This window comes from Microseira sp. BLCC-F43 (genome assembly GCF_041929235.1).
Classification (GTDB): Bacteria; Cyanobacteriota; Cyanobacteriia; order Cyanobacteriales; family Aerosakkonemataceae; genus Microseira.
The window spans coordinates 1-20532 of record NZ_JBHFNP010000090.1 but is presented as its reverse complement, the minus strand read 5'-3'; the positions used below and the strand labels follow the sequence as shown (position 1 = coordinate 20532).

The following is a 20532-nucleotide window of genomic DNA, read 5'->3' as shown; positions in this document are numbered from 1 at the left end:
ATTTAACTAGAGGAAGTCGAACTAGAATCTTCCATTGCCGACTCACTCTTTTGCGAATTTGGTGCAGTCTCAACGGAAGTGAAAGGCCAAATACTATTGACCTGAAAACCAGGAGTTGTAAAATCCCCATCGATCTTTTCTCTAGGATAAGCTTCTGTTTGAGAAAATGTTGAATCGCTTGTTACCAAAACGCCACAAACGCTCAGCGGCACTTGTAGGAATAAATTGCTCAACAGAAATCCGATCGCTGCCACCAACAACCCTGCACCTCGCCATCCCGGTGCAAATCGCGCCAGCGCTGGGACGCTTGGCGCTAGACTGTAGATTTGCCACAAAACCCAACCCAACAAAGTTGCTCCTATCATAGCCAGTACTTTATTGCCAGTTTTTTTAAACAAACTTAAGATTTGTTTTTGCTGGCTTGTCAATTGCTCTGGCTTGAGGGCGAATATTAAAACGCTAAAAATGTTAAACGGACGCATCAGTTGCATCCACAGCACGGGAACAATCCCCACCGCTGCCACTAAAAAAATCTCGCTCCACACCGGCAGCAATGGCTCACCACTTGCCAATCCCAACAGGCAAACACCCAGGCACAGCGGCAAAACCGATATCCCAGCCAAGTGAATCCACAAAAAAGGTTCAGACCAAAAAGAGCCCATAGCGATTTTAGATTTTAGATTTTAGATTTTAGATTGCAGATGGAATCTACAATCTAAAATCTGCAATCTGCCATTCTCTAATTAGGTGTAAGTGTCCGGCGCTTGGTGACCATCTTGTAGGATTCGATGATGTCTCCTGTAATCCAATCGTTGAATTTGTCAATGCCGATACCGCATTCAAATCCAGCGTTGACTTCTTTGGCATCATCTTTCATCCGCTTGAGCGAATCCAGGTTACCTTCGTAGATTACCTGACCGCCACGGCGCACGCGCACTTTGCTGTTGCGAACCACCTTGCCAGATTGCACGTAGCAACCCGCAACCGCACCGCGTCCCACCGGGAAGACGGCACGTACTTCGGCAGTCCCCAAGGCTTCTTCCACCAGTTCTGGCTCGAGCAAGCCTTCCATTGCGCCTTGGATGTCTTCCAGCAGTTTGTAGATGATGTTGTATTCCCGTACATCTACACCCGCCTGATCGGCTGCTTGCCGCGCCCCACTCGCCAGGGTCGTGCTAAACCCAACGATCACGGCGTTACTAGCTGCTGCCAAGTCCACGTCGGTTTGAGTCACTTCACCGGGTGCAGCCAGCAGTACGCGGATTTGTACCTGATTTTGCGGTAACTGTTGCAAAGCTGCCAGAATTGCTTCCAGAGAGCCTTGCACATCTGCTTTCAACACCAAGTTGAGTTCCTTGAGTTCTCCTTCTTGGGCTTGAGCCGACAGGGTTGTCAGGCTGACGCCTCGTCTCAAGCGAGTTTGCCGCTGCTGTTCCGCACGCCCTTCCGCTAAAGCCCGGGCTTGCCCTGCATCAGCGAACACCTCGAACTCATCCCCTGCTGCGGGGACATCGGAAAGTCCCAACACTTCCACGGCGAAAGATGGCGTTGCGGCTTCCACCCGCTTACCCCGGTCGTCGATCATTGCCCGCACCTTACCAAAGGTGGAGCCTGCGACCAGGATATCCCCCACGTGGAGCGTACCGTTTTGTACCAGCAGGGTGGCAACCGGGCCTCTCGACTTATCGAGGTTGGCTTCAATCACCGTTCCCTTAGCCGCACGATCTGGGTTAGCCGATAGTTCTTCAATTTCGGCGACCAACAGAATCATTTCTAACAATGTATCCAGATTTTCCCTGGTGATGGCACTCACGGGCACCATAATCGTGTCGCCGCCCCATTCTTCCGGTACCAGGCTATATTCTGTTAATTCTTGCTTGACGCGGTCGGGTTGAGCGTCCGGCTTATCGATTTTGTTGATTGCCACCACAATCGGCACTTCTGCTGCCTTGGCGTGGCTGATGGCTTCAACTGTTTGGGGTTGTACGCCGTCATCTGCTGCTACCACCAAAATGGCAATGTCGGTAACTCGCGCCCCGCGCGCCCGCATGGCTGTGAACGCTTCGTGACCCGGCGTATCCAGGAACACCACCTGCTGCATTTCGCCCTCGTGTTCCACGTCTACGTGGTAAGCCCCGATGTGCTGGGTAATACCACCTGCTTCCCCGGCCGCTACCTTGGTTTCGCGGATAGCATCGAGTAAGCTTGTTTTGCCGTGGTCTACGTGGCCCATAATCGTGACTACGGGTGGACGGTGCTGGAGGTGTTCCAGGTCTTCCGCGTCGAGCATTTCGGTGCCTTTAGTAGCTTCGGCTTCTTTTTGAGCCGTTTCTACTGGCACTGCCATCTCCGCCGCCACCATTGTAATCGTTGGCACATCCAGGTTTTGAGTCAGGTTAACGGCTATGCCCTTCATAAACAGCCGCTTGATGATTTCGGTATCTGGGATAGCTAGTTCTTGTGCTAGTTCCTGAACCGTCATGCTGCCGGTTAACACCAGCTTGTCGGGACGTTTGGGTGGGACTTCTTCGCGCTTGCCAAAGCCAGATTGATTTGAGCGATCGCGACTTGCGGCGGGCTTTTTAGTTTTAGCCATTGCCGGAGACGCCACCGTTGCTGCGGGCGCAGCAGTTGCAGTACGTCCTTTTGGCTTGGGTGGACGAGCGATGGAAAGGCTGACCTGAACTCCTGCTGGCAGGACGTTGAGATCGAGTTCGTCAAGCACATCCTCGTCCTCATCGAGAATGGTTTGCGTCCGCCCGCCGCGTTTCGACTTATTAGCCGCCTTAGCCGCCTTGGGCGACTCTTCTTCAACTTCTTCTTCCCAGTTTTTGTTTTTCTTAGGCGGACGCAGCGCCGTGGGTCGCTTCAGTTCCAGTTCGGTTATGGGAGTTGGAGTCAGGGTTTCTGATTCATCGGTTGGCGGTAAAGCTTCTTCTCCTACTTTCCCTACCTTTCGCCTCTCGCCACCCAAGGGCTTTGTCAGCACAACCGCTGGTTTGGGTCGCTGAAGTTCCGGTACCGATGGACTCGGTCTTGTCGGTTTCTCACTGCCGACTGTTGCTGATTTTTCCCCTGGCTTTTGGGGTGTTGTTACTGGTTTGCTGGGCTTTTTGAGTAAAACGGCTTGCTCGGTAGAGCTTTGCTTGTTAGGTCGATTGGGTGCCGTGGCTGCTGGTTTCGACGGTGGTTCGACGATTTTTGGTTTTTCTGGCCTAGCCGGTGGGGATGGAGCGACGACGGCCTGTGGTTTTTCAGGCTTCTCGGGTTTTTCAGGTTTTTCAACCTTGGGAGCTTCAGTTTTTTCTGCGGCTGGGGTTGGGGGTGGGACTGGTCGAACAGGGTTGTTCGATTCGGGGCGAACGGGTCGCTTGGGTGCAGTTGGCTTCATCTGCGAGGAAACAAGCTGTACAGACTCAACTGGTTTCGTTTCTACTGGTGGTTTGGGGGGAACGGCAACAGTTGCCCCCGACGGTTTCGGGCTAGCGCTGATAGGTGTTTGATGTTGTCTTATTTCCAAAATTTGCTGTTGTTTTTTAGGTGCTACAGGCCGAGGGCCGGACGCGAGCGCTGGAGAGCTTGGTTTCACGTTAGCTGATACTGACTTGCCCGAAGCAGCCGGTTCGGGTGTATATTTTTCTGCGGCTGCTCGAATGCGTTCGACATCAGCTTCACCAATTGTGCTGCTATGACTTTTAACTGGAATTCGCAGCTGGTCGCAAATAGCAAGGATATCTTTATTTTCCAAATTCAATTCCCGTGATAACTCGTAAATTCTGACTTTGCCGTTGTTCATCCACGCTTACCCCTTGTGTCCTACCAGTGGTCGCTCCATGACCTGCTGTTTTAACCGTATCTACATCATCCTCATGCTGCCTCCTTTGTGGGAGTTGAGATTGCTTGGTGCAACGGATACGACAACAAAGGTTTTAGCCTCCTTGCTAATCAAGCTCACCTTTTGAGTAAGCGGGTCAGTTGAGACAAGGTTTTGGCTGCTGTTGTAATGTTGCACCAACTTTTAAGCAACTGCGGACGATCGCACTTTACCTATTTACTATTGTGGCACTGACCCGCCTGGATGGGGTGCTGACCCCAAATCCAGTTTTTATTTCCTCCTAAATGTTTGCTTCAGGTGGATGGGTTTGGATTGGTTCCATCTGGCTGGATGGATAAGCGTTGCCATAGCTTCTGGTAGATTTCTGGGGTTACAGGGGCTTTGAGCGCCCGTCCCAGTCGATCTTTTTTTTGTGCTGCCAACAGGCAACGTGAGTCTCGACACAGGTACGCCGAACGTCCCATGCCTTGATCTAATAGTACCTGCCCAGATGGGTAAGCTCTGACCAAGCGCCAAAAATCTTCTTTGGGTGCTACTTGGCGGCAGCTCACACAACGCCGGAAGTTAGGTTTCATCAGATTCTTCACTCAGATCTGCTTCGTCTTCTAGCTCCCAATCGGCAAGAGAGGAGGTTGATACTCTGTCTGAATCCAAGTCTTCTGCATCATCGGTAGCGCCTTTTTGGGCTTGCTGACTGGCTATTTCGGCGGCTATTTTTTGCTCTTCGGCGGCGGCGTCGTACTTGGCTGCATCTTTGATGTCTATTTTCCACCCCGTCAAGCGGGCGGCGAGGCGGACGTTTTGTCCTTCTTTCCCAATTGCCAAGCTGAGCTGGTCTTCTGTGACTAAAACGTGGGCTTGACGGCCTTCTGGATTGACCAAACGTACCTGTTCGACTCTAGCAGGACTGAGAGCGTTGGCAATGTAGGTAGCTGGATCGGGGGACCACCGAATTACGTCGATTTTTTCTCCCCGCAATTCGTTGACGACGACTTGAATGCGGGAACCCCGCGCTCCGATACAAGCACCCACCGGATCGACATCGCGTTCGAGGGTGTCTACGGCAATTTTAGTCCGGGGCCCCAGATAGCGGGAGGGTGGGTTGGCTTCCCGCGCTACGGCGACGATGCGAACGACTTCATCTTCAATTTCTGGGACTTCGTTGCTGAACAGTTCGACGACTAATCCGGCGGCGCCTCTGGAAACGAGCAGTTGGGGTCCCCGCTGCGGGCCTTCGCGCACTTTTTTCAGATAAATTTTAAACTTGGCATTGGCGCGATAGTTATCGTTGGGTAATTGTTCGCGTTTGGGTAATTCAGCTTCAACTTCTGGCTGATTCAAGCCGCTGCTAACAGCCATGATGACGGATTGCCGCTCAAACCGCAGCACCCGCGCTTCCAAGACGCTTCCTTCCAGATCTTGGAATTCTTCTTGAATCATTTTGCGCTGCTGGTCGCGCAGTTTTTGCGACAGTACCTGTTTGGTTTGAATCGCCGCCATGCGACCAAATTCCCCTTGGTCGGGTGTAATGTCTAAGACAACCGTATCGCCTACTTGGGCTTCAGCGGCGACTAATTGAACTTCGTCTAGACCAATTTCCTGGTCGGTGTTGCTGACTTTTTCGACGATGGTTTTGGTGGCGAGGATGCGAAAGCCTTCTTCGTCTACATTTAGTTCGACTTCTAAGTTATCGAAGTAGTTGTCGTCATAATGGCGCTTTTCTAGGTTTTGGGTGCGCCGGTAGCGTTCGTATCCTTTTAAGAGGGCTTCTCGCAACGCTGCTTGGACGGCATGTCTGGGTAAATTTCGTTCGCGACTGATGCTGTCGATCAGGTCTTTAAGTCCTGGTAAACTAACCATTGTCATAGGCACAAACCTCCTTTTGTTATTACTCAGTTGTCAGTTTTCAGTTTTGAGTAGTTGTTTCGGGGCTGTTGGCAATAGTAAATACAACCACCGGATTTAGCTGCTCTGCCTCGATTGGCACAATTGCCAACAGTCCCTATCCCCTGACGGCTGACTGTTAGCTTTGTTCTTCTAGCTGCACCCTGGTAATCAAGGAGCGGGGAATCGCGATCGATCGACCTTTTTGATTGATATAAACCGCTTCTTCGTCCCGTTTCAGCAGTTTCCCTTGCCAGGATTTTTTACCTTCGTAGGGTTCAGTCGTTTCGATCAGAACGGGAAATCCTTTGAAAGATATAAACTCTCGGTCTGAACTCAGGTGGCGCGAGATTCCCGGACTTGAGATTTCCAGGATATACGCATCGGGGATAATATCTGTGGCATCGAGCGCGGCTTCTAAGGCTCGACTCATCCGCTCGCAGTCATCCAAACTCGTATCTTGTTCGGGGTTGCGGATGTCCACTCGCAGGACTGGCGGTGATTGATTTGTCTGAAATACAGCTCCTACCACCTCCAATCCTAAACCTTCGGCAACGGGGGTTGCCAAGTCAATAATTTGTGGTATCAGAGGATGAGCCATTGTCCTGTTACAATTTTTTTTGGCAACTGCAATAAAAAAAGTGGGCTACACCCACTTCCTTTCCCAGAAACTTGACACTCCCCCACCTAAACGATTGGGGATTGTGAAGTACCTACCACCATACCTTTGACATCCTCTCCTGCCTGAAGTGAGGATATTCCTCACCACAAACATTTAGGTTCCCAAGCTGAGCGCTGCCCGTTCGAGTTGCCCCTACTTAGGTCTTACACGATTATGTCCCAACCGAGAACACTATAATATCACTTGCTATCATGACTCCCACTTAGGGTTGGCTCTGGAGAGCGTTTTCTCCATTTCAGAAGAGATTTGCCTATGCCCTACCCTATCTGGATTACTCCAAATTGTTTTTTTTCTCAAATCATTCAGTCTGGCTGAAGACTTACTGCACTGTTTAACGAGTTATCGTTGCTCGTGGTCAAATCTATTTTCCCAGCTGTCCTGTGGCACTGTTTGGGCCATAATATTTTTCGGGCAAGTCTTGGCGGATATCCTACCTGAAGCCAACTAAATTATAGCAGAAGTTGTGGATAAAGTCGTCCTAGAAGGACGAGGCAATAGAGACCCAATTTTTTGGTAATCACAACCTGACTATCCTATTTTAGCAGGCATTGACGGCGAATTTATTCGCCGCGTCGGGTTTCCGCTTCGGGTTAAAAAGCAAAGGCTACCACCGCTTTGTCTATCTTAACCTACCCACGATAGGCTAGATCGGTTTTGACCAGGCGACGCTGTTCGGATTGCCACCCAAAAGGGCAGCAGGGGCGAGCGCGACTCAAACGAGTTTTGAAGGGGTAATTCGCTTTTCTTCGTCGGCATGGGTGCTATGACGCAGTTTGAGAGTCTTTTCTAGGATTGCTTCTACGTCTTCTTGAGATAAGCGCTCGACGTAATTAATTTTAATTTCTTCCAGCATGTCTACAAGCAGGCTTTGCAGTCGGTCTAGGGTATGTTGGTTTTTGGCTTCAGATGCGATCGCTTCCCCCAGATGTTGTACCAGTTGCGCGGTTAGTTTAGCACCCACTGGGTCTTCTACGCCCCCTTTCAGAGCTTCGTAAAGTGCTTGGGATATCTCCGTAACTAATTTATCGGTTAGCTGCGCCGGGACGCTGCCTAAACCCGGTATACCTTGTAAACTGCGGTAGGCGGGCAAGTTGCTGAGGATGCTTTCGATATTGTGGCGCAGGATGGCTTCGATATCGGGCTGGATTTTGGGGACTATGCGGTAGACGACGAGTTTGGTGAGGATGTCGGCGATCGCTTCGACTTCGTTAGTATTGTTGAGATCGATGTAAGGCCGATTTTCCGATTGCGTCAACCACCGGGATATTTCACCCCGTTTAATTGACCCCTGCATTTGGTCTATTACTTGAACAACTACAACTTCGGTGATTTCTTCGGCGAAATTGGCAACTACCCCCCGGTTGATTTGATCGCGTATCCGTTCCAGGTTGATTAATTTTGCGTCGTCAAGGCGTATCATTACCGGGATAACTCGCAGCACTCCCATCCAGGGTTGTACCCAGTAAATCGGTAAGATTAAGAATAGGTCATACCAGCGCCACAGCATGGCATCTGTCCATTTGACGCCTGTATAGCGGCGGCTGATATAAAAGGTACGCGCCAAAAATTCTAAGCCAAACACTAGGGCGAACCACTGGTCGATTCTCCAAAAGAATAGGTCAACAAATTCGCTGTTTTCCCCGAGCTGACGAAAATAGTTAGTTTCGATTAAAGGACGGATTTGGTTGTTAAAAAATTCGAGTTCCTGTTGCGTCCCAAACTTCGAGAAATGATCTTGAGTCCAAAATATTCTAAAAGACTGGCGGGCGGATTCTCGGTCGAGGCGATCGCGCATCCGATTTTTAATTCTTTCCAGGGTGCCGCTTTTGTTCGCTATCTGAAACGGATTTGTATCGATCATTTCGCTGCTTTGGCGACGCAGTTCTTGCAGCGTTTGTTCTACCTGGGGCGACTGCAAGGCATTGGGTGCTTTCAACTGTGCTTGTAACCGATCTACTGTTTTAAGATATGCTTGTGTTTCTCGATAAGGTTCGATGCCTTTGAGCGGATCGTACCATTTTGTAATCGGCGGCAGGGGAATCTGTATTTTTAAGTCCAAAACCTGTAGAGTGCCGTGTAGCCAGAAGTCGCGCAATGGTATGTAACTTAAGTCAAATAGTACCAAACCTAAGTTGGCAGTGGCTGCGATCGCCATCAATCTTTCAAACCACAGGTTCCGACGCGCAGGGGAATTGCTTCTGGCTAGTTTTTGTAGCGATGACATGACTGGGTAGGGAATTTTTTTGAGAGTGCGCCAAATACAGACTACAAGATATGTTGAGGTACTTCCGAAGCTGCATCGGCGATCTAATTTTGGTTTAAAAAAGCTCACCCCCCCAACCCCTGTTTAGAGCGGTTTTCCATTGGGTGCGATGCAGTTGGTTTTTGGGGCACGGCGTTCTCCAACGTTCAACTTAGCGGCAAAGTTGACTGATGCCGTGCCCCTACCAGGATCGTTGACGGGATGGAAAACGCCTATTTTGGGGCACGGCGTTCTCCAACGTTCAACTTAGCAGCCAAGTTGACTGATGCCGTGCCCCTACCAGGATCGTTGACGGGATGGAAAACGCCTATTTTGGGGCACGGCGTTCTCCAACCTTCGAGTTAGGGGCAAAGTTTATTGATGCCGTTGGTTTTTGGGGCACGGCGTTCTCAAACCTTCAACTTAGCGGCAAAGTCTATTGATGTTCCCTACCAGGATCTATGACGCCATGGAAAACGCCTATAGAGCGAGGGCAGGGGCACTTTTTCAGCTTCTCCCCGTGTCGGGGAGGGATTGAGCTAGTTGCGAGCGTTTTCAGGTATTGGTCTGCCTTTGGGTTCGGGTAAAACTGGGCGGGGTTGGTAGGGCATGGGAATATACTGGACGGAAGGACGCCCGCCTTGGGGTTGCGGGTACAATTCCATCAGGTTATAAATCGAGCTTGGCAACCCAACTGTGATGGGTAAACCGAGTTCCGTCGCTTCTTCTACTGTGATGGGATAGTCGTGGGTAACTTGTCCCGTCGTCAGGGTGTCCACGATTTTTTCTATATTTTCTGGCGCTATTTTTTGTTGGGGAACGTCGTCTTTAAGCAGAGTACGGACAAACCGCTGCACTTGGTTAATGGCTTTGCGCGATAAGTCTGCCATGATTAACGTTTCATCGTCTACTTCGCTAATCGGTTTGTCTTGAACTACTTTCAGGATACTCGCAGCGGGGAAGTTGCCTAATTGCGGATCGACTGGTCCTAAAACCGCGTTAGCATCCATGACGATTTCATCTGCTGCTAAGGCTAGCATGGTGCCGCCGCTCATGGCGTAGTGGGGAACAAATACGGTAACTTTGGCTGGATGGCGAATTAAAGCTCTAGCTATTTGTTCGGTTGCGAGGACTAAGCCGCCAGGGGTATGCAATATTAAGTCGATCGGTGTATCTGGCGGCGTCAGGCGAATTGCGCGCAAGACTTGTTCCGAGTCTTCGATGGTGATGTAGCGCGAGAGGGGAATGCCCAAAAAACTAATCGACTCTTGTCTATGAATCAGCAAAATGACGCGGCTGTTGCGTCCTTGCTCAAATTGCCGCAATGCTTGGACGCGGCGCATTTCCATCATCCGGCGTTGCAATGCGGGCTGAAATGAGGACAAAAGTAGAATTATCCAGAATATGTCAAAGATACCAAAGCTCATTTTTTACCACATAAATGCTGTATTTGCCGCTATTGTTACAATTTTTTGCTTGTAAGGGCTTCTATCTAAGGGCTTAACGCCGCTGTTGGGGTTACCGCACCCGCAGCGCCCGCAGCGCCCGCAGCCTGAAGGCTGGGGCTATACAAACTTGCGTCCGCAAGGCAAGGACTCTTTAGCCTGCGTAGGCAGGCTTTGTCTGTATAGCCGCGACTTCAGTCGTTTGGGCAATTAGCGGCGTCATCACAAAATCTAAAAATCTTAGCTAAGACTCTTGGCCAACCCATAAACAACGGTTATGCTATTCCCATGAACCTTAGCCAAGGTTTTTGGGAATAAACCAATGTCCAAAATAATCTACGATCTCATCCAGCGTTTTGAGGTAGAAAACGGCGTCCCGCGCCTGATTTCAACCAATATTCAAGTGATTCAAGGCGGTGAAGATTTAATGTCTTTAGCTACCAATCTTTTGGCTCAACTTGGTTTTTACGACAAGTTTGAGGAAAAGCGGACATCTCAATACATAGGGTACCGGCTTAAGAATCCTGGGAAGGGAGATAAACGTTATCAAATCGTCTTATCTCCACGACAAGATGGGTTATGTATTTCTATCTCCAAAAATGTTTTACAGCCACATATTTTAGAACTAAAATATTATGCTTTTGTTGTATTTTATAACGATACTACAGACTATGAAATGATTATTTTAGGTAGTTTTTGGGTTTTTCCCAGCCAAGAAAAAACTTTTATCAAAACCTTTAATTATCCCGAAGTGAATTTAAACTATCAAACCAAAGGTCGTTTTTACTTTCATTGGACACCTGAAGATCTACCTTCACAGGAATACCCCTATAATTTTGACAAAAACCAACTAGCAGAAAGAAATAGCTATTTAATATTAGATGAGGATAAACTATTTCCTTACACATTACAAACATTCATCAATTCTGTGGATGCATTAGAAGAGTTCATTGGTTACTTTGGCAAAATTATTATGGAGCAACAGTAATGTCTATCAAAGCCAAAAGACTGGTAAACCCATACGAAGAAAGAATGCTGGAGTTTCTGCGAACCTGTGTCGATGAAAGTTATAAAATTCACACTCAGGTTAGCTTAGCTCAATTTTGTGAAATAGATAGTTACCTTGACAAGGAATTAAGAAATTTTTTCTTTAGCTCCAGCGTAGATGCTCTAATCACGGACTTTGACTATAAACCTTGTCTGGTTGTAGATTTTCAGTCTTCGTATCACGACTCTACAGAAGCAAAAGAGCGCGACAGAAAAAAGGCTTTTTTACTCAATATCGCTGGAGTTACCTTGATTTTTCGCGATTGAAAGAGTTTGGTTTATTGCATCTTTTTTCTAAAGATGAAGAGGTTGTTTTCAATTTATTCACAGGTGAAGGGCGCTCAAAAGCAGAAGCACTAATTAGAAATTATTGCAAACAAATTGAGTTTATCGGTGTCTAAACCAGTTGATTGGACAGTTGGTATATCAGCTAGCACCCTCATAGCTAATGGAACGCAAGTTAGCGGTTATTTTCCCCTAGATGGGGCAAGTTATAGAGAAGTTCGCTATCCTATGGATGGTAGCAATATAACCAGCTATATTGTCTACGATGATGAGGGACGTGCAATTAAGCGAGTGGACGTGGCGGGAAAAGCTCATGCAGGTGTTCCCACACCTCACGTTGTTGAATACAAACACAACCAAAACCCGGCAGGAAATATTTTCGTACAAGCTGATAAAATAGCTCGACCCGCGACAGCAGACGAGATACCTTAGAGATTATGTCTATAAAACAAATATCCTTAAATACAGAGAAGCTAATCGACTTTCAGCATTGGAAAAAGGCTAACGGGGATGATTTTTCACTGTGGGACTATCTTTTTGGAGTCTCTAACGTTGAAATAGCGATCGCTTTCACAAAACTATTCTGGCCCGATATTGTTGAACATGAGGGCGGCATTTTTTTATCTGAAGCTTTCAATCCTGAAATATACGCGCAGTGGAAAGCTAAATTTGGCAACGATATTACCTCAATTGAGCGGGTGATGAATCATCAGCACGTCGATGATATTCTGCCTGGATCGGAGCAAGTAGGGGTTGATAATTTATATTATCTGGGAGATGCGATCGCTCAAATGTGGCAAAGTCGTTTGAAGTCACTTTATCCGGAACGACAGTTTGAAGTATGCTGCAACCGAGATGAAAACACCGTTATAGTCATGTTCTACCAAATACGCACATAGTTTAGGCTAAAACCTTAGACTGTAAGTTAATTTCCTTACCCTCAATTAGCTGCTGAAACAGACTTAATACCTCTCTATGGCTGTAACTCATATCCAGAAAACGAAATGCTGAAGCTGCAAGATACTCCCGATTTTGCTCGAAAGCAATCCATTTCCGTCCCGCAGTTTCAGCAGCAGCACCAGTCGTATTAGAACCGGCAAAGATATCTAAAACTGTATCGCCTGATTCGGTCAAAAAATTAATAAAGAAAGCTGGAAGTTTTTGGGGAAACCGGGCAGGATGTGCTTGCAATCCTACTGTTTTACAAAGTTGAATGTAACGCGAATTACTTTCAGTATTTGGAATTTGCAATAAGTTGGAAGGGATTGCACCGCCGTTGTCAGTGGCAAATTTTGTTCCTATTTCATGTCCTGAAGGACGTGCTTTGGGTTTGTAGTATTTCTCAGGATTGGCATGAAGTTTTTTCATTCTTTCTGAATAAGGTACTAAAACCTTACTCACGTCAGCTTTAGGAAAGTCGGTTTTAGATAACCACCAAATTGTATTTACCGAATCTTTAGCCCGAATTTTACGCTTATTCACCCATTCAATTGGTGAGGGTAGTTTAGAGGGATTATACCAAAAAAACTCCTCTGCTAAACGGAAATCTAACTCATCGCAAAGCTTGATTAGAATTTGGTAGTTGTATAGGGAACGTACAGGACGCTTACTTTGATATGCACCTCCTAAGTCTAGGACAAAACTGCCCGTAGGTGATAAAACGCGATAGACTTTCTCACAAAATGCAAATAGCCAGTCTACATAAGCTTGTTGGTCAACATTACCATAGGTTTTCTCGCGTTGCAGCGCAAATGGAGGTGATGTCATTACCAAGTTAATAGAATTAGCTTCAATTTGGTCTAAAAGTTCCAGCGAATCCCCAATGTAAGCGGCACCGTAATCTGTGATGTATAGAGGGTTTTTAAGGAGCATATCTTTTATTATAACCAACAACAGCGTCTAATTAAGTACCGGGTTTAATTGCCATCAAAATAAATCGCAATACAAATACACCTGCTAATATCCACAATGCGGGTGTTGTTTCCTGGGCTTTGCCTTGAAAGGTTTTAATTAAAGGATAGGTAATAAACCCGACTGCCAAGCCTTCTGCAATTGAATTACTTAAAGGCATAATCAGAATAGTTAAAAACGAGGGAATCGATTCGGCTGTATCGTCCCAATTAATTGTGCGTACGTTACCTGCCATCAATACCCCAACGATGATTAAAGCGGGGGCGGTGGCAAAGGCTGGAAACGCAGAAATTAGGGGAATAAAAAAGATAGAGAGGGTAAATAAAATTGCTACAATAATGCTAGTAAATCCTGTCCTTCCTCCTTCGGAAACTCCCGCCGCAGATTCGATATAAGTGGTGACGGTGGAGGTTCCCATTATTGCGCCTACGGTTGTTCCTACGGCGCCTGCCATTAATGCTTGATTGGCGTTGGGAAGTTCGCCTTCTTCGTTAATATATCCGGCTTGAATACCGACGCCTGCTAGCGTACCAACCGTGTCGAAAAGGTTGACGAAGAGAAAGACGAAGGTAACGGCTAAAAAATCCCAAAAATTGGTTTGACCGACCAGGGAAAGCCCTACAACGGCTTGTCCGAGTAAATCTACAGGCCATTGGGGTAAGGCGATAATTGCTTTAGGCGGGGGGGCGATGTTGAGTATCCATCCTAAGACGGCGGTGGCTAATATTCCCCACAGTAATGCGCCTTTGATGCGTCGGGCGATGAATGCTGCGGCGATCAGAAAGCCTGCGATCGCCATCAACGTCGGCGCTTGGTTAAAATGACTCAAAGCCGTTTTCGTTGCAGGATTCGCCACAATTATACCCGCGCCGCCGGTAGCCGGATCGCCGGAAAGGCCAATATAAGCAATAAATAAGCCAATTCCAGCTGCTGTGGCTTGTTTAAGGGATGAGGGAATAGTTTTGACAATTAAAGCGCGAATATTGCCCAATGTCAGGCCAATAAATATTATCCCTTCAATTAAGACGGCGGTTAAAGCAACTCGCCAGTTGATACCGAGTCCTTTGACGACGGAAAAGGCGAAAAAGGCATTTAATCCCATCCCTGGGGCGAGGGCAAAGGGATAATTGGCTGTTAGCCCCATCATAACGGTGGCGAGCGCAGATGATATCGCCGTTGCAATGACTAATTCTTGAAATAAATCGTTGGGCTGTTGCAGAAAAATGGCGTTGGATAAAATTAAGGGATTGACTGCCAGAATATACGCCATTGTCATAAATGTGGTGACGCCTGCCAACACTTCGGTGCGAAAGTTGGTCTGATTTTCCTCAAATTGAAAGTATCTGGCAATCTTAGATAGCATTTTTTTTACCGCAGAGACGCAGAGGACGCAGAGGAAAGAAGAGATGGGTAATTTTGCAGTTTTTGTAGGGACACGGCGTCAGTAATTTTTGTTTTCCATGCCAAGATATTCGGATGCCGTGTCCCTACAGCCTGAAATTTATTTTAAGGCTTAACTGCGGGCAATTCCTTCAGTACGCGCTGCTTGTTGAACTGCGGCGGCGACAGCAATGGAAACTCGCTTGTCAAAGACGGAGGGGATGATGAAATCCGGCTTTAAGTCTGAGGGATTGACTAGGGATGCGATCGCATATGCTGCTTCCAAGTACATGGTAGTGGTAATCGCGCTGGCACGACAATCTAATGCACCGCGAAATACACCAGGAAACGCTAAAACGTTATTAATTTGATTCGGATAATCGCTGCGTCCTGTTGCCATTACCGCTACATCGTCTTTGACTAATTCGGGTTGGATTTCTGGGATGGGATTCGCCATGGCAAAAACGATCGGATCTTTTGCCATTGACCGCACGATTTCCGGTGTCAAAACTCCGGGGGCGCTGAGTCCGATAAATACATCTGCACCTTGTAAAGCACCGGCAAGGGAACCCTGTGCTTTGACGGCAAATTCGCGTTTTTGGTCGGTTAAATCGGTGCGACTGAGGGAAAGAATTCCTTTGGTATCGCACATCCAAATATTTTCGGCGCCAGCTTTGCGTAATAGGCGGGCGACTGCGACGCCAGATGCACCCGCACCGTTAATTACGATGCGGATTTTGGACATGGATTTATTGATGAGTTTGAGGGCGTTTATTAACGCTGCTAAGGTGACGATAGCCGTGCCGTGTTGGTCGTCGTGAAACACTGGGATATCTAATTCTCTCCGCAGTCTTTCTTCTATTTCAAAACAGCGAGGGGCGGCGATATCTTCTAAGTTAATGCCGCCGAAAACGGGGGCGATATTTTTGACGGTGCGAACGATTTCGTCTGGATCTTGGGTGGCTAAACAAATAGGAAATGCGTCGATTCCGGCAAATTCTTTGAATAGCATAGCTTTGCCTTCCATCACTGGTAATGCACCAGCGGGACCGAGATTTCCCAATCCTAATACGGCGCTGCCATCGGTGACGACGGCGACGGTGTTTTGTTTGATGGTGAGGCTGTAAACTTGTTCTGGGTCTTGGGCGATCGCCGTACATATCCTACCGACGCCTGGGGTATATGCCATCGCCAAGTCGCCTACACTCCTAAGCGGCATTTTCCCCTGAATGCTGATTTTACCGCCTCGGTGCAGGTTGAAGGTGCGGTCGAAGACTTCCAGGATGGTAATATCAGGTAGGGATTTGACCGCTTGTACTATTTTTTCTGCATGTTCGGTACTCGAGGCATCAACGCTAATTTCCCGAATGGTGATTTGGTGCGTGCGTTCGATTAAATTTATCTGATCTAGGTTACCGCCAACGGATGCGATCGCACCCGTTACACTTGCTAGCATCCCGGCGCGGTTGGGCAACTGGACGCGAATTGTGACGCTATAACTGGGATTGGGTGTAAGTGCTACCATGCTGCTGCTTTGATTTTGTGGTGGTTCAAATTGCGTGAATATCGCTTATTCCCTAGAGATTAACGTTATCTCTGTAGGGGCTTTACTAGCTTAAGGCAAAAATAAGCTTAATCTTGGACTTGGCAAGCATAACCCATTGATAGCCGCAAATCTGTCAAATTTGTATCCACCAGATAACTTCTTCTGCCAGAAACCCGGTTTTTTGGCAAAACCGGGTTTCTTTGGCGCGGAATGCTAGATTTTGGCAATTAGCCAATCGCGTAAGCTGAGTGAAACGCCCACCACAGGAGGACGCCGATTCCTCCCAAGATTACGATTGCCGAAACAGCGATTGCTGCTGGGCTATCAGCCCCATCAAATTTCATGATGCCACGGTTTAAGTCGCTCATCTCTTGTTGCTCTTTACTGCAAAGATTACGATTCAAGGGTATCTAATTCTAGGTTAGCGAGGTTAGTATCAATCGTCCAATAAAAAAATTCTGTAATTTTTCTGTTCGAGTTAGATCCGGCTAAATATAAATTTTTGTATAAAACATGAGAGTAAGCCTTATACCCACTGGCAGATGACGGCGGCTTGCAGGTTTAATAGAGATTGGTAAAAACCAGCTATTAGCTCAAGTTGCTAGTTATTCCATGCATAGCAGCTAATGGCTAATGGCTAATGGCTAATGTGAGTAAAAATCTTATATTAGCAATTAGCAATTAGCCATTAGCAACGCCCTTGTTTATATGAGGAAATTGCCGGTGAAAGTGCTGACGATCGTTTTAGCCGCTATCGTAGCGTTATTTGTGATAGTGGAAGTAAGTCTGAGGTTACTGTTTGGCTTTGGTAACCCACTGACTTACATTGCAGATGAGAAAATCGGTTATTTATTAGCGCCAAATCAGCGGACTCGTCGGTTTGGAAATCGCATCGAGATTAACGAGTATTCGATGCGGAGTGGTGCTGTTACGAAAGAAAGATCCCCCGACACATTCCGGGTACTGGTCTTGGGAGATTCTATCGCTAATGGGGGCTGGTGGACGGATCAGACAAATATTATTTCAGAAATGCTGGCGCAGCAGTTGCGAGAACCAGATGGGGAGACGCGGGGATGGGGAGACGGGGAGATGGGGAGACGGGGAGATGGGGAGAATTTTGCATCAAGCCAAAATCCGATCCCTCCCCGCCCCCCCTTAACAAGGGGGGAATTCAAAATCCAAAATTCCCATGTGGAAGTTCTCAATGCTTCGGCTAATTCTTGGGGGCCAAGAAATGAATTAGCTTATTTACAGAGGTTTGGGACGTTTGATGCTCAAGTTGTCGTGTTGATAATTAATACAGATGATTTGTTTGCGACGACGCCGAGTTCGGTGGTGGTGGGACGCGATCGCAATTACCCAGATCGCAAACCGCCTTTAGCAATTGTAGAAGCGATCGCTCGCTATTTGTTACCAGAACAGACGATCCCGGAGTTGGCGCAGGTGAATGCAGAAGGAGGCGATCGCGTCGGGCGCAATTTGGAGGCGATTGGGAAAATTCAGGCAATGGCAACTTCTACCAACAGCCATTTTCTGCTAGTAATGACTCCCTTACTGAGGGAAATTGGCAAACCTGGTCCGCGCGATTACGAAATCAAAGCCAGATCTCGAATCGCTGAGTTTACCGAGTCTCAACAACTAAAATACATCGATTTTCTCCCTGTTTTCAACTCAATCCAACTGCCAGAAACCTTATACCGCGACCACATTCACCTCAGTCCTCAAGGCAATCAACTTGTTAGCAAAGCCATCAGCCAAGGGATTTTAGATTTGGTAATGGGTAATAGGTAATAGGTAAGAAAAACTATCCATTCTCAATTACCAATTACCAATTACCAATTACCAATTACCAAATTGCTACACCTTGACGGCTTGTGGATTGATGCATTCCAAGTCTCGCTGCTGCCAGACTTTGCCATCAAGCGCCATTTGCTCGATTAAACTCGCCAAGCGCAATGCTTTCAGCGCCTGTTCGCCGCCCACCGATGGTTGATTGCCGCCCCGCACGCAGTTGACAAAATGCTCTAATTCTGCATTGAGCGGCTCGATGTTGCTGGTGTAGACTTTCTCAATCAGACCATCCTGGCGATATAGCACTTGACCGTACTCGGTGATGTAATTAGCAGTTGTTTGGCGGTGAATCAGGATTTCATTTTTGAGAAAATCTGCTTCCGTCAGCGAGTTCTTACAATGCGCCGCAATGCGGCGGGTTTTTAGATGAGAAACCTTACTCGCGGTTAAGTTTGCTACGATACCGTTGGCAAAACCTAACGTAGCGGTGACGAAATCTAGATACCCAGAATCTCCAGCACAACTACCGCTGGCGGTTAATTTAACCACGGGTGCTGCTGCTAATTCCAGGAATAGGTCAATATCGTGGATCATTAAATCCAAGACAACCGACACATCGTTGGCGCGAGGAGTATAGGGACTCATGCGGTGCGCTTCCAATGCCAGCAGTTTTTCTGTTTTTAGAACTTTGCTAAACTCCTGAAAAGCAGGATTGAAGCGTTCGATGTGACCTACTTGTAAAATGCACTTGTATTCCGCTGCTGCATTCACCAAAGATTCAGCCTCGGCAATACTGGCGGCAATGGGTTTTTCTATCAAAGTATGAACGCCAGCTTGGAGACAGGTTAACCCAACGCTATGATGCAGCTTTGTGGGAACCGCGATGCAAACCGCATCCACATGGGGGAGTAGGTCGCGATAATCCTCAAAAAAGCGAACGCGGTATTTACTGGCAATATCCAAACCGCGTTCTACATTGATGTCTGCAACACCGACGAGTTCAACATCCTTGAGTAAACTGAGAACACGGGCGTGATGCTGTCCCATGTAGCCAACTCCAATCACCCCGATACGCAACGGTTCTGGCTGATTTCTGTGCAGATAACCGTTGGCAAATTTGACAGATATTCCGTTTTGCACTCTTATATGCTCCTCCACCACACTGGGTCAGATCCTGTAGGGACGCTGCGTTCGTACCGATAAGTGAGCGCATTTAAGCTCAAATGATTCTGTACGAATGCGATCGCCCCGTCCAGCCATCAAAAACCATCCAGATGGTAACATAGTGGCTCTATATGATTAAGAATTTCTAAGCGGGGTTCAAGTTCCTACACATACGGGTATTGATCGGAAAGCCTTTTTGTAGTAAGGAAACCAAAAGCAGGTGAGCTTCAGGTGCAGGTGAGCTTCAGGTGCAGAGGAGCGGGGGAGCAGGTGAGCGGGTGAGGAATGTAGGGGTGGGTTTTACCAACAATATTGCGGAAAAACAGACAATTTAACTAAACCCGCCCCTTTTGAGTCAGTAGGGGAGGCAAAGGAGAATTTCCGATTCAAAATCCGCGTTCCCAGGCAGGAGCTAGGGAACGAGCCAAAATCCAAAATCGTTGTAGGGTGGGGGAAAGGTCGTGAAAGCGGTAATTTTGCTATCTGGTGGTTTAGATTCGTCAACGGTGCTGTATCAAGCTCTAGCGGATGGTGTTGATTGTTACGCCCTTTCGTTTGATTACCAGCAACGGCATCGACGGGAGTTGGAGGCAGCGACGGCGATCGCATCAACTGCGGGTGTAAAAGAACATCAGGTCATTAGCTTTGATTTGCGCTTGTGGGGCGGTTCGGCGCTAACGGATGCGACGATTGAGTTGCCTTGCGATCGCTCTTGGGCTGACATGTATCAAAATATACCCATTACATACGTACCAGCACGCAATACCATATTTTTGAGTTTTGCGCTAGCGTATGCGGAAGCAATTAATGCCCAACGGGTTTATATTGGCGTCAATGCTTTAGATTATTCCGGTTATCCAGATTGCCGTCCCGATTATATCCAGGCGATGCAAGAAGTATTTCGATTGGGAACAAAACAAGGTCGCGAAGGCGAACCGATAAAGATTTTGACGCCTTTAATTAACCTGAAAAAAACCGAAATTATTCAATTGGGAAATAATTTAGGCGTGCCTTGGGAAAAAACCTGGTCATGCTATGCGGGTGAAGAAATTGCTTGTGGTGTTTGCGATTCTTGTCAGTTGCGTTTGGCAGCTTTTGAAGAATTGGGATTAAAAGATCCCCTGCCGTATAAAAGTGTGGAAGTCAGGGAGTAGGGGCACGGCATTTTATAATTTTTGGTAGAAATCAAAATTTATGCGACGCCGTGCCCCTACTGGGTATAAATAAACATCACAATTCGGGGCACGGCATTTTATCATCTTGGCTAGAAATCAAAATTTATGCGACGCCGTGCCCCTACTGGGTATAAATAAACATCAC

The 20532-nt window shown here is 47.4% G+C and carries 19 protein-coding genes; 7 read left to right on the top strand and 12 right to left on the bottom strand.

Features of this window, described 5'->3' with window-relative positions:
* Nucleotides 1-2: 2 nt before the first annotated feature.
* The 7 genes from ACE1CM_RS13860 to ACE1CM_RS13830 form a co-directional block, all read right to left on the bottom strand.
* Nucleotides 3-662, bottom strand: coding sequence for a low-complexity tail membrane protein (locus ACE1CM_RS13860; protein WP_374878109.1), 660 nt, complete (start codon nt 660-662; stop codon nt 3-5).
* Nucleotides 663-739: 77 nt separating this feature from the next.
* Nucleotides 740-3796 carry a translation initiation factor IF-2 gene (gene infB / locus ACE1CM_RS13855; RefSeq protein ID WP_374878108.1) on the bottom strand — a complete coding sequence of 1019 codons (3057 nt, stop codon included), beginning with the start codon at nt 3794-3796 and terminating at the stop codon, nt 740-742.
* A 332-nt stretch (nt 3797-4128) separates the two neighbouring features.
* Nucleotides 4129-4410: a YlxR family protein gene (locus ACE1CM_RS13850; protein WP_374878107.1), complete on the bottom strand. Its 282-nt coding sequence runs from the start codon at nt 4408-4410 to the stop codon at nt 4129-4131.
* Nucleotides 4400-5701 carry a transcription termination factor NusA gene (gene nusA, locus ACE1CM_RS13845; protein ID WP_374878106.1) on the bottom strand — a complete coding sequence of 434 codons (1302 nt, stop codon included), beginning with the start codon at nt 5699-5701 and terminating at the stop codon, nt 4400-4402. Before nusA ends, ACE1CM_RS13850 begins: the two co-directional genes overlap by 11 nt.
* 157 nt (nt 5702-5858) lie before the next feature.
* A complete protein-coding gene (rimP, locus tag ACE1CM_RS13840) occupies nt 5859-6320 on the bottom strand; it encodes a ribosome maturation factor RimP (RefSeq protein WP_374878105.1) in 462 nt (153 codons plus the stop codon).
* A gap of 793 nt (nt 6321-7113) precedes the next feature.
* Nucleotides 7114-8625: a hypothetical protein gene (locus tag ACE1CM_RS13835; protein ID WP_374878104.1), complete on the bottom strand. Its 1512-nt coding sequence runs from the start codon at nt 8623-8625 to the stop codon at nt 7114-7116.
* A gap of 557 nt (nt 8626-9182) precedes the next feature.
* On the bottom strand, nt 9183-10070 hold the full coding sequence (locus ACE1CM_RS13830; protein ID WP_374878103.1) for a hypothetical protein: 888 nt from the start codon (nt 10068-10070) through the stop codon (nt 9183-9185).
* Between the two features lie 340 nt (nt 10071-10410).
* Between ACE1CM_RS13830 and ACE1CM_RS13825 the strand changes: the two genes are divergently transcribed.
* The 5 genes from ACE1CM_RS13825 to ACE1CM_RS13805 are packed head-to-tail and all read left to right on the top strand — an operon-like array spanning nt 10411 to nt 12319.
* The gene (locus ACE1CM_RS13825; RefSeq protein ID WP_374878102.1) at nt 10411-11076 is read left to right on the top strand and encodes a hypothetical protein; all 666 of its coding nucleotides are present in this window, start codon (nt 10411-10413) and stop codon (nt 11074-11076) included.
* Nucleotides 11076-11402, top strand: coding sequence for a DUF2726 domain-containing protein (locus ACE1CM_RS13820; protein ID WP_374878101.1), 327 nt, complete (start codon nt 11076-11078; stop codon nt 11400-11402). Before ACE1CM_RS13825 ends, ACE1CM_RS13820 begins: the two co-directional genes overlap by 1 nt.
* Nucleotides 11399-11536, top strand: a complete 138-nt coding sequence (locus ACE1CM_RS13815; RefSeq protein WP_374878100.1) for a hypothetical protein — start codon at nt 11399-11401, stop codon at nt 11534-11536. The genes ACE1CM_RS13820 and ACE1CM_RS13815 overlap by 4 nt, the downstream gene beginning before the upstream one ends.
* Nucleotides 11529-11852 (top strand): polymorphic toxin type 24 domain-containing protein, encoded by a 324-nt coding sequence (locus ACE1CM_RS13810; protein WP_374878099.1) that lies wholly within the window; start codon nt 11529-11531, stop codon nt 11850-11852. Before ACE1CM_RS13815 ends, ACE1CM_RS13810 begins: the two co-directional genes overlap by 8 nt.
* 5 nt (nt 11853-11857) lie before the next feature.
* Complete coding sequence (locus ACE1CM_RS13805; protein WP_374878098.1) at nt 11858-12319, top strand: hypothetical protein; 462 nt, start codon at nt 11858-11860, stop codon at nt 12317-12319.
* Between the two features lies 1 nt (nt 12320).
* Here ACE1CM_RS13805 and ACE1CM_RS13800 read toward each other — a convergent pair whose 3' ends face one another.
* From ACE1CM_RS13800 to ACE1CM_RS13785, 4 genes are all read right to left on the bottom strand, one after another.
* The gene (locus ACE1CM_RS13800; protein ID WP_374878097.1) at nt 12321-13292 is read right to left on the bottom strand and encodes a DNA-methyltransferase; all 972 of its coding nucleotides are present in this window, start codon (nt 13290-13292) and stop codon (nt 12321-12323) included.
* Between the two features lie 31 nt (nt 13293-13323).
* Entirely contained in the window at nt 13324-14694 is a 1371-nt protein-coding gene (locus ACE1CM_RS13795; protein WP_374878096.1) for an NCS2 family permease, read from the bottom strand.
* 150 nt (nt 14695-14844) lie between these two features.
* Nucleotides 14845-16236: an NAD-dependent malic enzyme gene (locus ACE1CM_RS13790; RefSeq protein ID WP_374878095.1), complete on the bottom strand. Its 1392-nt coding sequence runs from the start codon at nt 16234-16236 to the stop codon at nt 14845-14847.
* 248 nt (nt 16237-16484) lie between these two features.
* Complete coding sequence (locus ACE1CM_RS13785) at nt 16485-16625, bottom strand: hypothetical protein (RefSeq protein WP_226592608.1); 141 nt, start codon at nt 16623-16625, stop codon at nt 16485-16487.
* Nucleotides 16626-16980: 355 nt separating this feature from the next.
* Here ACE1CM_RS13785 and ACE1CM_RS13780 point away from each other — a divergent pair, with 355 nt between their 5' ends.
* Entirely contained in the window at nt 16981-18048 is a 1068-nt protein-coding gene (locus ACE1CM_RS13780) for an SGNH/GDSL hydrolase family protein (protein ID WP_374878124.1), read from the top strand.
* A 66-nt stretch (nt 18049-18114) separates the two neighbouring features.
* Here ACE1CM_RS13780 and ACE1CM_RS13775 read toward each other — a convergent pair whose 3' ends face one another.
* Nucleotides 18115-19188, bottom strand: coding sequence for a Gfo/Idh/MocA family oxidoreductase (locus ACE1CM_RS13775; protein ID WP_374878094.1), 1074 nt, complete (start codon nt 19186-19188; stop codon nt 18115-18117).
* Nucleotides 19189-19673: 485 nt separating this feature from the next.
* Here ACE1CM_RS13775 and queC point away from each other — a divergent pair, with 485 nt between their 5' ends.
* A complete protein-coding gene (gene queC, locus ACE1CM_RS13770) occupies nt 19674-20366 on the top strand; it encodes a 7-cyano-7-deazaguanine synthase QueC (RefSeq protein WP_374878093.1) in 693 nt (230 codons plus the stop codon).
* Nucleotides 20367-20532 lie beyond the last annotated feature (166 nt).